The 14,257-nt window shown below is 37.6% G+C and carries 13 protein-coding genes; 6 read left to right on the top strand and 7 right to left on the bottom strand.

The genetic code is table 11. The features are described from left to right. Positions 1-228 precede the first annotated feature (228 nt). Positions 229-1,095, bottom strand: a complete 867-nt coding sequence (locus tag LEP1GSC202_RS09070; RefSeq protein ID WP_015676429.1) for a hypothetical protein — start codon at positions 1,093-1,095, stop codon at positions 229-231. A gap of 118 nt (positions 1,096-1,213) precedes the next feature. Between LEP1GSC202_RS09070 and LEP1GSC202_RS09065 the strand changes: the two genes are divergently transcribed. Continuing rightward, positions 1,214-2,059: an SH3 domain-containing protein gene (locus LEP1GSC202_RS09065; RefSeq protein ID WP_015677331.1), complete on the top strand. Its 846-nt coding sequence runs from the start codon at positions 1,214-1,216 to the stop codon at positions 2,057-2,059. Between the two features lie 6 nt (positions 2,060-2,065). After that, on the top strand, positions 2,066-3,316 hold the full coding sequence (locus LEP1GSC202_RS09060; protein WP_015676748.1) for a phospholipase C/P1 nuclease family protein: 1,251 nt from the start codon (positions 2,066-2,068) through the stop codon (positions 3,314-3,316). Positions 3,317-3,318: 2 nt separating this feature from the next. Here the strand turns inward: LEP1GSC202_RS09060 and LEP1GSC202_RS09055 are convergent, their stop codons facing one another. The 3 genes from LEP1GSC202_RS09055 to LEP1GSC202_RS09045 form a co-directional block, all read right to left on the bottom strand. Continuing rightward, the gene (locus tag LEP1GSC202_RS09055) at positions 3,319-3,699 is read right to left on the bottom strand and encodes a DUF2237 family protein (protein ID WP_015677244.1); all 381 of its coding nucleotides are present in this window, start codon (positions 3,697-3,699) and stop codon (positions 3,319-3,321) included. A 156-nt stretch (positions 3,700-3,855) separates the two neighbouring features. Continuing rightward, entirely contained in the window at positions 3,856-5,058 is a 1,203-nt protein-coding gene (locus tag LEP1GSC202_RS09050; protein WP_015676356.1) for a M23 family metallopeptidase, read from the bottom strand. Then, positions 5,058-6,260, bottom strand: a complete 1,203-nt coding sequence (locus LEP1GSC202_RS09045) for a M23 family metallopeptidase (RefSeq protein WP_039928711.1) — start codon at positions 6,258-6,260, stop codon at positions 5,058-5,060. Before LEP1GSC202_RS09045 ends, LEP1GSC202_RS09050 begins: the two co-directional genes overlap by 1 nt. Positions 6,261-6,361: 101 nt before the next feature. Between LEP1GSC202_RS09045 and LEP1GSC202_RS09040 the strand changes: the two genes are divergently transcribed. Next, positions 6,362-7,099: a glutathione S-transferase N-terminal domain-containing protein gene (locus tag LEP1GSC202_RS09040; RefSeq protein ID WP_015676938.1), complete on the top strand. Its 738-nt coding sequence runs from the start codon at positions 6,362-6,364 to the stop codon at positions 7,097-7,099. On the opposite strand, the gene cutA is transcribed toward LEP1GSC202_RS09040, so the two are convergent. Then, positions 7,069-7,392: a divalent-cation tolerance protein CutA gene (gene cutA, locus LEP1GSC202_RS09035; RefSeq protein ID WP_015677497.1), complete on the bottom strand. Its 324-nt coding sequence runs from the start codon at positions 7,390-7,392 to the stop codon at positions 7,069-7,071. The two genes, LEP1GSC202_RS09040 and cutA, sit on opposite strands and share 31 nt — an antisense overlap. Positions 7,393-7,443: 51 nt before the next feature. Between cutA and LEP1GSC202_RS09030 the strand changes: the two genes are divergently transcribed. Continuing rightward, positions 7,444-8,232 (top strand): NADase-type glycan-binding domain-containing protein, encoded by a 789-nt coding sequence (locus tag LEP1GSC202_RS09030; RefSeq protein ID WP_015676657.1) that lies wholly within the window; start codon positions 7,444-7,446, stop codon positions 8,230-8,232. A 10-nt stretch (positions 8,233-8,242) separates the two neighbouring features. On the opposite strand, the gene LEP1GSC202_RS09025 is transcribed toward LEP1GSC202_RS09030, so the two are convergent. Together LEP1GSC202_RS09025 and LEP1GSC202_RS09020 are read right to left on the bottom strand one after the other, a co-directional pair. Continuing rightward, positions 8,243-9,301, bottom strand: a complete 1,059-nt coding sequence (locus LEP1GSC202_RS09025; protein WP_015676732.1) for a hypothetical protein — start codon at positions 9,299-9,301, stop codon at positions 8,243-8,245. A 99-nt stretch (positions 9,302-9,400) separates the two neighbouring features. Next, positions 9,401-10,495 (bottom strand): DegT/DnrJ/EryC1/StrS family aminotransferase, encoded by a 1,095-nt coding sequence (locus LEP1GSC202_RS09020; protein WP_015676471.1) that lies wholly within the window; start codon positions 10,493-10,495, stop codon positions 9,401-9,403. A 133-nt stretch (positions 10,496-10,628) separates the two neighbouring features. On the opposite strand from LEP1GSC202_RS09020, the gene LEP1GSC202_RS09015 reads away from it, so the two are divergent. Further along, a complete protein-coding gene (locus LEP1GSC202_RS09015) occupies positions 10,629-11,903 on the top strand; it encodes a valine--pyruvate transaminase (protein ID WP_039928456.1) in 1,275 nt (424 codons plus the stop codon). After that, on the top strand, positions 11,900-14,218 hold the full coding sequence (locus LEP1GSC202_RS09010) for a hypothetical protein (protein WP_015677553.1): 2,319 nt from the start codon (positions 11,900-11,902) through the stop codon (positions 14,216-14,218). Before LEP1GSC202_RS09015 ends, LEP1GSC202_RS09010 begins: the two co-directional genes overlap by 4 nt. Positions 14,219-14,257: the final 39 nt, after the last annotated feature.

Below are 14,257 nucleotides of genomic sequence, written 5' to 3'. Positions count from 1 at the left end.
AGATTCGATTACGTTCGTTCGAAAGATCGAAGGAAAAGCCAAGGGTAACCTTGGCTTTTTTTTTTGGGTGGAATTCTTAAGAATACAAATGATGCAAAAGGTGAACTCTTTTGAAAAGAATTTTGCATTTCGGCGAAGGGAATTGAAAGAAAGGATACGATGTGGTAGAGAGGACGTATTGGGTGGCGGGTGGTTAACCCCACCCAATTCAGGGCGGGGACTGTGGACTCACAACTTCCCCCCAAACCTCGTTAGCATCGGCACAATCCCATCCCTAGTCTGTCTCGCCGTATCATACCCCGGAAAGATCTTATACAACTTCAGGTAAAATTGTTTTTCAATTCGTTTATTACCTAAATTCGTTTTTTCTAATATATCTTTCGTAAATAAATGAAACTCAAAATATCCATTTTTAAATTTTCCATCCAAACCCAACTTACCACCTACTTTAATTCGAATCGGACGTGTTAGCTGAATCACATCAAAAGTTTTTTCATTTTCATAATGCAATGAGTTGGAAATCGTAAACGATTCTTTCATTTCCATTTCATGAAAATCTTTATCTGTTGGATATTGAATCAAAACTTTTCCTTCTCGACGGAACTCTACCTGGTAGGACAAAATTTCGATATTCTCTGAATCGACTGGCTCTATATCAATTGTTAAATGATGGTCTAAAATCTCGGATGACCTTGTAACAATGTTTCCTTCACGTTTGCCAATTAAAACCAATCGATTACTTTGAGATGGAACAGAAAATTTAAAAATAGTTCCCGGCTCAGGTAAATCTTTCCCTGTGACAGTGAGTGGGTGGTGGATCGGAGTTTGTGTAATCGTATTGGTATCAATAATATTTGTTTCATCTTCGTTTTCTAATTGAATATCCTTTTGATTCAATTTTAAACTCTGTTTGGATTTAAATAGCTCTGAATTTCTAAATTTTGCAATAGCGAGCCTTTGCATGACAACAACGAGAAGTAAAATGGCTACAGATAGTACTAAAACGAATACCCAAATCTCATAGGTGTTCAACTTTTCTTCTAAGATACGAATTTGATCTAACGAATACGGTTTCAAAATTTGTCCAAGTATCATTCGGTATCCTTTTGTAAACGAAACCTTTTTATAAGTATCGACCACTTTGAATCAGAAAAAAACCGATTCCAGCGAAAAGAGATCGACTCAACTTTCTCACTTTCCTATTTTTTACACTATGTCGGCTAATTTATCCTACGTAATTCTCCTGATTCTTTTTTTTGTTTCTCCCCTTTTTTCACAAAACCATTGGGACGATTACATTGCTGAAAAAAATATTGGCTCCACCTATCATGTATTTGGTGACAATGTCAATCTAAGAGAATCGGGGAATTTGAATGCAAAAGTGATTCAAAAACTCAAATTGGGACAATCGGTGAAAATCCTTTCAAAAATGAACCAAACCTTAGAACAGAATTCAGTAAAGGAATATTGGTACCAAGTGCGAACTGAAACCGAAGGTAACATTGGATTTGTTTGGGGTGGATTCATCTCTGACTATTCTTTCCCTATAAAAGATGTGCTCGTATTATGTAAAAACTTAGGAGAGAAAACTCGCAAACTCGAATTAAAAATCATCCGCGATACCAATCTGATTAGCCAAGGTTTATGGGAAGTTGGACCTATGAGTAATGAATCTTGGGACAGTACCATTTATGATGAAAAAGGTTTTTCACCGAAACCAAATGCATTATTTGCTATCAAATATTTAATCTTTTCTGAAATTGAGTATGGTTATTCCAATGAACAATTATTCACGTTTGACCAAAATTTCAAAATACAACCGCAATTCTCTTGGAACCCAGGGGCATGTGATCCACCATCTTGTTCAGAATCATGGTTAATCTTTCCAAAAGATACACTCCCAGAGGATAAAAAAATCATGCGAAAATCCATTTTAGGAAAAGAAAACACAATCATTGAACTCATGCATAGTTTCGATATTGATGAACCAAACCAACATGACTATTACCAATCCGAATACCATTGGAACGGACAAAATTTTCAAAAGAAGGAAAATTAAATACCTATGAAAAAATATCTACTGATTATCATTTTATTCACTTTCACTTACCCAAGTTTTGCATGGAATAACCACGCTGGGATTACGTATCTCATACTAAAGGACCATTGGAAAAACCAAACAATTCCACAAGTCAAAGTAGAATCTTTAAACTCATTTTTAAAACAAGAGAAAGATTCTATCCAAGAGGTACTTTCCAGTTCAGAAGATTGGGCATTACAAAAACTTCCTCACCTAACAAAAACAAATGATAATCTCAAATTTTCTCCAAAGATTTCCGATTCAGATTTGGTGCTTCCATTTTATAAAGCACTTAGAGTGAATCCTAACCACAAAGCTGCGCTTTATATTCAATCTGTGCCAGCAATTGAAGGTAAAAAATTACCATTGGATGAACTCACAACTCTTCACGAAAAAGGTAAATTAGTGAATGAAACCTTCATTTCATTAAATGAAGGAGATACGATAAGCGCAGATCAAGTGCTCATTTCGGCAACTGATGAACCTGATTACGACTTAGACCTTCACTTATTTGAGGATAACAATAGTGAGGTGGGAAAAATATATGGTTTTGGACTCCAACCCTTTGGGAATCCTGCGGTTGAATATTCCTCCCAAGCACCTTTCCACATGGGATTTTTTTATGAACCAAAAATCATTTTCTCCCTGGCAGGATTTTTAAAAAAAACCTACCCAGAACTTCGCATCCACCAGTTTAGTGAACTTTCCAAATTAGCATTTCGTAAAGGACATCCTTATTGGGGGTACAGATTTGCAGGATGGGCACTCCATTACATCCAAGACTTAACACAACCATACCACTCTTCTGTTTTGCCAAGAGTGAGTGCCGCTAAACAAATTGGTGTTCAACTTGTTTCATTTGTTGGTTACCAAAAACCAAAAAACAATATGATCGAGTTTGTTTCAGGACGCCACACCTTAATTGAGGAGTACCAATACTATCTCATCAAAAACCTAATTTTATCCAAAAACTGGAACCACCCGGTTGTCTCTTCGATTATGAATATAAGCGAAAATGAAAAAACAGAATGGAAGAGTTATGATGATGTACGAACGAATGTATGCAGAGAAGCATACGATGCAGGGGACCCAACCGACGAACAATTGGAAAACTTAAACATAACAAAATACGACAGATTGTATGAAGAAAGCCACCCAATCCATTCCATTTTAGGTTCCCTTTTAAAAAATACGTCAAAACATACGAGAGCCTATTTGGATCAATTAAACAAGTGAGTTCAATCGATGTTTTCTACCGCAAATCTTTCCAATAGTTCCAAAGGAATAATCTCTAACGCTCGTTTGTGGGTCGATTCCAAATAGACTTGAGGGGCCACACCATTGCGGTAGGCTTCTAACCACCTAGAAGCACAAAGGCACCATCTTTCCCCAGGTTTAACACCTGGAAATGCATACTCCGGCCAAGGAGTGATTAAATCATTTCCAGAAGCTTTTTGTGATTCTAAAAATTCTTTCGTAGCGAGCACACAAACCGTGTGCGAACCAAAATCGTCTGAAGAAGTATTACAACATCCATCACGAAAAAAACCCGTCAATGGATCTGTGGAACAAGGCAAAAGTGGTCCACCTAGTACGTTGATTGAGTCATCCATATCCATAGCAATTGTTATGGAAACGAATGAGGCGTTGGGAGGAAAGTTGTTTCTATTTCCTTCGTTAGAAAAAAGAAGGGAGTTTGCACCCCCGTAGTACGACCAAATGGTCTTGGAAAGCCCATGGACATACTACTATACATACATTTACTTGTCAAACGATTACGGCGAAACTTGGTAGAAAAATTTCTTTTTTTCAACACCATCCACTTTGATGAGCATTTGCCAATTTCCCACAAAATTACGGTTTTTAGGGATCTTAAAGAGTTGGTACTCAAAAATATTCGATTTTTGAATCTGCCAATTTTTGTAATATGGCTCTACCTTACCTGTATCAATTGATAAAAATAATTCAATTTGTTTTGATGTTGGTCGAATGAAATCAATCTTTATCGCAAACTGTTCACCTAATCTAAATTTTGTGTCCTTACAATGGAATGATTCATCTTGTTCGATCACTCGACACAACATAATTCCATCCTCCAAAATATCAGAATTTGGTGGATCAATTCCTTTTACCGGATGCCAATACAAATACAAATGGTTCAAATACTCTCGATCGGAAAATTGTGTCTTAAAAAAAGTAGGAATTGTTTCAATGGTTGCACCTTTACTTGGTTTTTGAACTTCAAAATGTAAGTGAGGTCCATCCGAATAACCAGTATTACCCGAATAACCAATTAACTGTCCTTCTTCCACATAATCTCCAACATTTACCACTGCCCCATCTTTTTTAAGATGAGCATAATTTCCAAGTGTCCCATCATCATGTTGGATCAAAATAAAATTTGCTTTAGAAAAAAGATCTTTGCGAAGACCACCCTCTGAATATTTTTTAACTACTTCGGCGACCCTTCCTTTTCTCGAGGAATGGATTGGAGTTCCGATCGGAAGGATGAAATCTAATGAATACTTTAGATTTCCAAAATGTGTAAATTTACCATTATATCCCTGTCCAATTCTTGCACGTGTCCCCTTTGCAAATGGCAGGGAATAGGTAACTTGATCATCATGGACTGCATCCCAGTCTCCCCAATAATCCAAGGCCGAAAAAGAATAAAAAGTTAATTTCGATTCATCTTCCACAGTGAATCGAGTGATGAAAATTGGTTCTCCATTTCTAACGACATAGTATTGAGGGAATTGCAGATCGGATTTCAGATTTTTAACAGAAAGATTAAATTCTATAGAACGAACAATGCCTAGATTTGCTGATTGATCTACCATGAAGAAATCGTACCCATTTTCAACACGCACCATGTAGGTGCAGATATGATTTGGCAAACAAATCATTTTCACTTCTTCGGAAGACTCAGGGTGTAAACCGGATACAAAAAAACATAAAAGTAAAATAAACTTTTTCACTATATACTCGTTAATTGGAACTCAATTTTTTTTTGTAAATTTCCATTGGACCAAACACTCAAGACCCATTCACCATCGACTGGATCCTGAAAATCTTGGATTGGAATCATGAAAGAACTAATCCAGTCTTCTTTTTTTGAATCCCATGTATATTCATATCGAATGGCGGTTTCTTTTTTTTGCAACTGCAATTGAAATTTATATACATCAGGCCTTAAAATCGGAATCAATAAATAGATAGGTGATAGTTTTGAAAATGAAGTTTGTTTACAACCTTCTTGTGTTATGCCATCTAAACGGTCACAGATAAAAGTTCCATCCACATCCACTATTTTTTTTTCAATTGGACTTCCTATTTCCCTTTTCCACAACAATGCTCCTTCCGAGAGAGTTTCTGCTTCAGATACTTGTGTGCGAAATTTAGTTGGAATTGTTTTTTTTCGCAAGGTTTTTGTGGGTTGGTAAACTTCAAAATGGAGATGGGGACCTTCACTATAACCAGTGTTCCCCGAGTGACCAATGACTGTTCCAATTGTTACCCTTTGGCCAATTTTGACAAGCACACCTCTATATCGTAAATGAGCGTATTCGGCAATCGTCCCATCATCATGTTGGATTTTTATATAATTGGCAGACTCTTTGAATTTGGGATCCAATCCACCTTCAATGTTTTTATCCTGGGTATCAATGACTAACCCTGGCCTTGCTGCCAGAATGTAATCATCTTCCTTCAATCCAAAATCGATCGAATAACGATTGTCCCCCGTATGACTTTTCTGTCCGAAATAACTCTGTGACACTCTCACTTTCAGTTTAGAATCAAAGGGTAAATCATAAATATAACGGAAATTATGTTTGGATAAAAAATTCCCAAGGATCCATTTGTATTGAATTTTATATGATATTTTTTTCTTCTTAGAAATGGTTTTAAGATGGAATAATTTCACCTTCCGGTTACCACGTAGAACCGCTAACAGCGGAAGTGGTTTTGAACTTTTCATATTTACCAATACAGCACTCACTGATATTGAAGTGTCTGTTTGTTTTGTTGCAATTTTATTATGAAAGTATACATCCACCCCTCTCGAATTCGATACAAATTCAACACAAACTCGATCCATCGAACAATACGATTGAGGTTCTTCAGCGAATAAAAACCCATATGGGATCGTAAACAAACAACAAAAAAACCAAAATCTCATAAAGGTAGGTTCACGATAAACAAACAAAAGCCATTCGACAATCCATTTTCCAAACGAAAAACATAGTTGCCTAGAGAATTATATTTTATGAAAGTCGACAGATGAGTGCAAAGCTTTATACATTTCCGATTTCACATTTTTCAGAAAAGGCAAGATGGGGTTTAGATTTAGCAAACTACCCGTACGAATTAAACCAGCTGGTTCCAGGACAACATATCCAAACATTAAAACCAATAGTAACTGATTTGTATGTTCCCGTTTTAGAAACAGATACGAAAATTGTCCAGGGTTCTGGAAAGATTTTAGATTTGGTAGAAGAAAAGGCCTTTGGATCTAAAGCGAGCGTCGAAGAAAAACAAATGGAAGAGGATATCGACAATAAAATTGGGAAAAGTTTACAGACCTTATTGTATCACTTTATTTTAGATTATCCTGAAATTGTTGGTAAACTTTTTTTATTAACTCCAAAATCCTTATCGGAAACTGTTGGTCCACCAGAACACTTTGACTTAATCGCTTTATCCCTCAAACGTCGTTATAAAATCACAAACAAAAATCTTGAAACCGTGAAACAAGCTTTAGATGAATGTTCAAAAGAGCTCATCGAAATTTATAAAACTAAAAAATATTTTAATGGGAAATCATTTGGAAGGGTCGACTTAACTCTTGCTAGTTTAATGGGAATGCTGGCGGAACCGAAGGAATCACCAGCTTACCCATGGTTTAGCTCTGTAAAAATGCCTGATTCCTTTCTCCAATGGAAACAAGAATTAGGGTTTGATGTTCTCTTTGAAAAAATCAAAGAATTTTATAAAGATTTTCGAATCCAATCCAAATAATCCTTATCACCACTGAGGATGGGCCAAACCACCATACAAGGGATTTCATAAGAATGGATTTCTTTTAGCCTTTGTTTGAGTGGTTCGGATTTTTCTTTTGTTGTTTTGAATAAACATACTGTTTCCATCGATTCTTCCAAAGTATCATTCCAGACATAAATCGATTCCATTTTGTCGATCAGATTTGCACAGGCAGTCAATCGTTCCCCAATGAGAATTTTTGCACAATGTTTTGCTTCTTCCTTGTTCGGAAACGTAGTATATACTGTCACAAATTCGATTTCCATATCCATAAATATTATTTCCTACTTGCTCTTTCCATTAGATACTTATGATTTTGCTTTATGAATCTTCGTTTTTTCAAATCGACATTACTGATTCTTAGCATTTGTTTGCCACTCTTTTCAGAATCATTAAATCCCCCTACCATAACTTCTACAAGCCAACTCCAACCAAAATCAAAAAAATACATCCCCGTTTTTGCCATGGATGGAAAACTGAAAACAAGTTGGGCTGAGGGTGTGGAAGGAGAAGGGATCGGGGAATCACTTGTCATCAAATACAAAAATCCTATCCATTTCCGTTCCCTAGCCATTTACAATGGATTTGGAGATCCCAAATTATGGGCCGCAAATAACCGTGTTAAAAAATTAAAAGTCACAACAGAATCTGGGAACGAAGAAATTGTAACTCTAAAAGATTCACTTTCCAGACAAGTGATCACTTTCAAAAACGAAATCAAGGCAAAAGAAATTTCTTTGACCATCCAGGAAGTTTACAAAGGAACCAATACAGAAAATACGGCAATCGCCGATTTCGTGTTTGATTCAGAGCAAGCGGGTTCCGCACTTGTGCCACCAAAGAATACTTGGGCTATCGGAAAATGGAAAACAAAATCCAATATCGCAAGGATCCAATTACACAATGACGGAACTTGTGAAATGGGTTACGAAACAGCAAAGATGTTATGTACATGGACGGAGAAAGGGGAGAAAGTGATTGTTAGCCTAGAAGCAACTTTACCTCTCACCAATACTGATATTCTAGAAATCAAACGTAGAGGGAATGTTAGTTCACCAACGATAGAAATTAACGGTAAACACGAATTTGTATTAAACCAAGACGAGGTGTAATCCAACTTTTTTAGTTTGGTTCATTCCAAGTTGACCAAATTGTTTCCACCACAGTAGTTTCCTTTTCTACTGTGGTTTCAAAATACAAAACCGCGTTTTGATACGCTTTGTCCGAAAGATCTCTAACGGGCGTTAGTAGAATAAGATCACTATTTAATTCTTTTTCTAATTTCTCAAGAATTCCCCATTCATCAAGTTTGCCTTGTTTTGGATAAGGCAAAACCAGTAGCCCAGAAACTGTTTCAACTTTTGTTTTTCTTTTTTTCCGAACCTCCCACAAAATTCGACCAATCGAATAACGAAAATTAAACTCAGAAACTGGTTGTACCTTCGTTGAACCATTTTCAGTGTATAAAAAGCCATCGATTGCACAGGGACCAGAATATTCTTTTGGAATCAAATTGTTTAAGTTTTTGACCAAATCATAAACGAAAGGAAGGAAGAGAGGTTGGTATTCATTTTCCCCTCCTCCAATCCGAATCCCACGAAATCCACCTTCGGGATCTATCCACATCGATGTTGACGTTAGATAAAAAAATTCACCTTCTTTTACATCCCAAAGTGTAGAAAAATCGAAAAAACGACTCTCTCCTACCCAATCCTCACAGACAACAGGAAAACCAAACAGACGTTTCTGGACTTGAGACATCTTCCAGGAATCGGAAGGAGTTTTAAAGATGATATGATTCCTACCTGCAAGTCCGAATTCACTTTTTAATACGACAGGCAATTTTGCCTCTTCCATCTCAGCAAACAGATGTTCTTCGGAAGTAATCACTTTGGCAGGGAGTGGGGAATGGTGTTTGCGAAAATCTAATTGTGTGACCTTTGAATTTAAGTATCGTGCCATTTCCAATTGAATGGGATCAATTTGGAGTTCACCTTCTTCCCAATTGTGGCGTTTCCCCCATTCAATAAGAGTCACATCTCCTATCAATCCTCCTAATTGGTATGGGATACCTGGAGTTAGTCCTTTCTCTTTCCAATGTGAATATAATGTTTCACTCGGAAGTTCTTCCACATATACATAATCTTCTTCATTCGTGATGGGAAAAAAAAGTTTTTCCAAACAACGATTCCTCCTCTTCAAAGAGGAATCGAGATTCAGTAGAGGAGAATGTAGGCGATACTCAAATAATGAGTCGAGGTAGTATAACTTCGGCACCAATCAATAGATGCGTCGGATGGCAGTTGCTATCCTTTGCACATTATCTTTTGTTAAGTTAGGATAAATCGGAATACAATGACCCCTTTGGAATAACCTTTCAGCATTTGGATATTCTAAATGGTTTTCTTCCAAAACTCGATGGAGTGGTTCTTCTACTGTTCTTTGTGTTCCAATATGAATGGATTTAAAATACCGTTGGATCTCTTCATAATTTTGTCCAGATACAACGATTGGAAATCTTTGGAATGTATCTTCATTTGGATTTTGGAAATAAGTTTCGAGACGTGAGTTTTGCACTGCTTGTAGATAAGCAGAGGCAATTTTTTTCTTACGCTCTAAAATCACACCGAGTTTAGACAACTGTTCGATTCCAAGAGCTGCTTGGTAGTCCACTAAGTTATAATCATACTTTGGTTCACCAAAATTTCGTTTGGACGAAGATCCTGACTTGTAAGACTTAACAGCATTTGCTAAATTACTTTCAGAAGTGATGATCATGGCACCATTTCCAGTTGTGATGATGTTTTCCGCACTCAGTCCGCAAATGGCAATTTTAGTTTGTTTTCCAACAGTGATGGATTCCGATGTCGCACCAATGCCTTCTGTGAAGTCTTCGATTACTTCCAATCCTTCAATGGAATATTCATGCAATCGAATGAGGGATCCAAAACTATGATCAAACAGAGCAAACTTTGCACCAGATTCATTTTTTTTACGCAAAAACTCTTCCGGGCAAGGATGAAAGGAATTACGTTTTAGATCCACAATCACTGGTTTTGCTTGGATGAGAAAAATGGCATCTAAGGCAGAGATTGGTGCGTAACTCGAAAGTAATACAGAATCACCAGCCTTTACACCTAACGCAAGTAATGCGAGGTGGTAAGCAGATGTCAAAGAATTTGTAGAGATTGCATATTTAATTTTGAATGTATGGCAAAACGTTTTTTCAAAACGTTCCACGATCTCGCCATTGGAAAGATGTTCTTCCACGAGACATTCTAACACACCTTTCAGATCTTCTCTCGAAAGGGTAGGTTTGAAGAATTCGATGTTTTTTTCTTTTCGAATCGGTCTTTGTATTGTTTCGGTGCTCATCCAACAGCACTCCTATATATTATGTCACTTAAGTACTCTATTTGCGAATTATGTCACTTCATTTTTCGAAATGCGAACATAATTTTAGAAAAACCATAGAAAATTGGTTCTGAGCGGACAAAGTTCCTAAAATATGACCGAAACCATGGACCAAAAACACTCGACTTGGGCCAATCGCCTTCGCGAAAACCAAGGAATCCGATCCTTAATGGAAGACCTAGGAAAACAAACGGGTCATCCCGATGAAATCCTTCTCGGTGGAGGCAATCCCGCACACATCCCGGAAGCGGAGGCAGTTTTCCAGGAAACATTTACCAACCTTGCAAAAGAGCCTGCACTTCGGGCTTTACTTGGTGACTACCAAGCACCGATAGGCAACGACCACTTCCGAGAAATTGCGGCAGAATACCTGTCTTCCCATTTTGGTACCAGTTTAAGAAAAGAAAACATCGCCTTTTTTAATGGCAGCCAAAATGCGTATTCCTATTTGCTCAATCTGCACTCAGGTCCAATGGCAGATGGAAGTTTTAAAAAAATACTGTTGCCAATTGTCCCAGAATACATTGGTTATGCGGACCAAACCATCACCGAAGGTGTTTTTGTAGCAAATACACCAATGGTTAAACAAACGGGCAAAAATCGTTTCCAGTATGAGCTAAACAAAACATCCTTCGATCTGACTGACATTGGAGTCCTTGCCATTTCAAGGCCAACGAATCCAACGGGGAATGTAATCAATTTATCCGATCTCGAATGGATGGAAGAACGAACAAAAAAGCTAAACATTCCGATTCTCATCGACCTGGCGTATGGAAATCCCTTTCCTAACTTGATTGGGAAAGAAGAACCAATTCATTTTGGGAACGGTAGAACACTTTCTTTAAGTTTTTCTAAAATTGGATTACCGGGTGTTCGGTTGGGGATTGTGATCTCTGATGAGGATACCATCGAAACACTTTCTTCTTTTGCCGCAGTGGGCAATCTTGCTGTTGGGAATTTAGGAGTGTATATGATGGAACAGCTTTTCCAAAAAAACCTACTCACCCAACTCTCAGAAAACATCTTACGTCCGTTTTATGAAGCCAAACGTAACCTCGCATTGGCATTATTCACAGATGCGTTTCAAAAATTGGGAGTCGAATACGAAATCCACGACCCCATGGGTGGTTTTTTCCTTTGGATTCGGTTCCCCTCACTTTCCATTACCAATCACCAATTGTATCACCTTTGTAAAGATAAACGACTCTTCATCGTATCAGGACATTATTTCTTTCCTGGGCTAAACACTGATTTTTCACATACGAAAGAATGCATACGTTTGACATATTGCCGTAAGGAAGAAGAATTAGCCAGGGGAGCCCAAATCCTTGCTGAAATTGTGGCCTCTCACCAGGCGAAATCCGAATGAGCGAAGATACTATCGATTTATCAGACACAGTCTTAGAGAATCCTTCATCCAAGGATGAATCTTCTTCCGAAAGACCTTCTGCTCAATCCTATATTTTTTTATCTGACTCCGTTGGGAGCCTAACCCCTACTGCTCGTTGCATCTTGGACGAACTGAAAGACTGGCACAAACGTGTAGAAAAACATGGAAGCAAAGAAAAACATGCTTCCTACCTCATGACGGTGGACAAACTTCCCGAAGCACTTGGGAAATACACAAACTTAGGAGCACAAGGTAGATCTGAAAACTCCATCCACCATGCACTCCGTCAAATTTTAGACATTGACCACCGTGGCCAAAACAGAGCCGCTTATGCATATCCTTATCTCATACGAACCGGCAGTAAAATCTCTTCTAAAATTGCCCTCATTGCACCACAAAACGAGAATAAGACGGACACCCAACCTTATAGACAAGCATGTTTTCGTTTTTCACAAGAACTCATTAAAGTATTACTCGAAAACCGAGCCAAAAAGGGAAGGAACTGGGACGAAGATAACCCAGGTGCCTTACTCCTACAAAAAAACAAAGATGGAAATACTTGGTTATATCCTAAGTTAGGTTCTCTCGAAGCAGAAATCTCTTCGCTCGTAAGAAAAGGATTTGGGAACTTACCTTACATCCCAATGCCAGATTTTTTGCAAGACTTCACATTGTTTGCAAGAGAACAAAACTTAGCTCTACCCATCTTAACCGATTATCATATTGTCATCGACGAACTCAATATTTTACCCGATGGAAGTTTCAAACGACTGCCAGAAGTGGTAAACCAAATCCTTGCCCACTTAAATGGATTGGAACATTTTACTAAAGAACAACTTACAAAACTTGCTAAAGATGCAAAATACGAATCCTTTTTGGCACAGTTTAACGAATATTCTGCGACTCCAAAATTTTCATCGTTAGAAGCTAAGATGAATCCGGAAGAGGAAGTGAAAAAGTTTTTAGCCATCATTGAAAACTTTCCTTTTCCAGTAGAAAAAAATAACAGAGCACTTTCGATCAAAGAAACAATCGACCTAAGTGTTAAAATATTAAAACGCCTTTCTGAAGAGAAGGGATCTGTATTAACTAGAAAAGATGATAACATATATGGTACGGTTAAAAATGCAGTTATCAGCAAAATCCCGGAACATACAAAAAATCATAATACATTGTTACGTATCAACTTTGAAGAAGAAGTTGCTAATGCAGGCATCACTGCTCCTGAAAAAGTAACTGAATACATCAAACGTTTGAAAGACGATGTCTTATCGGAACATTCATATCATGAAGAAAAAACTCCCGATGGAAGGTCGGTGTATTATGTGGTAGACCATGGGTATATGGCAGCGGTCATCCACAAACTTGCATTTGAAGGGAGAACCAACCCCGAATACAAAAAACAATTGGGTTATGCCAAAATCATCAATCATAAACTTTCCAATCCCAAACACCCAGGTCTCAATAGCAAACTCAAACCCGAGTTAATTGCAAAACTAAATGCCGATGTCAAAAACATGGAAGTGGAGGAATTGGAAAAAGAAAGATCCAACGAAATCCGATCTCGTTTTAATGTAGTACCTGGTATTCTTACGTTTGTGGTGAGCACAATGATATTCATCACTGGGGCATATTATCTACGTTCGGCGATGCCAATTTTTTTTGGAGTTCCTTTCTCAGTTGTGATCGGGTTTTTAGCTGCCATCTATTTTAGAGAAAAAACAACAGAAGAAATTCGAGAAGATATCAAAAACTCAGGAAAGTTTTCAGGTGTGGGTGATTGGGGAAAACCAAGTTATTCATCTGGTTCCACCCCAAGTTACGAAGAAGAACAAGAGACAAATAAAAAAGAAGAAAAACTTTCTCATATCTACAAAGCCGCAGACAATTTTGTTTTCCCAAAACGATTCAACAAAATCACAGATAAAGTATTAGATCCTAAATCCTTACGTTCACGCATTTATGAAAATTTAGACAATATCAAACGAAACAACATGACCCTCGCCAAAGAAAAGGACGAGGACAAAGTTGCATCCACCGTTGAATATGCAGTTTTACAATCTGTGTCGACCATCGTCATCCCAGATGATGTGGCTGTCAGAGATCTGCCAAACACCATTCTCATCAATCGAAATGATATGAAATCTGCCCTTTTCCGCAGCCAATTGGCAGATTTTTACCGCGAAGAGATGAACAAAAAGAAGTTCGATAAAAAATTAGTCAAATACTATACCTATCTCATCAACACGGTTGAGATGGAGTATTACAAATACCTTCCGAAAAAACGAGTTTAGAAACTAAAATCATTTGATTCTCTGTGGGACATACCTCCT

It is taken from the genome of Leptospira yanagawae serovar Saopaulo str. Sao Paulo = ATCC 700523 (genome assembly GCF_000332475.2).
Classification (GTDB): Bacteria; Spirochaetota; Leptospiria; order Leptospirales; family Leptospiraceae; genus Leptospira_A; species Leptospira_A yanagawae.
Note: the sequence above shows the minus strand (reverse complement) of the source record. Positions and strands in the feature narration are given on the sequence as shown.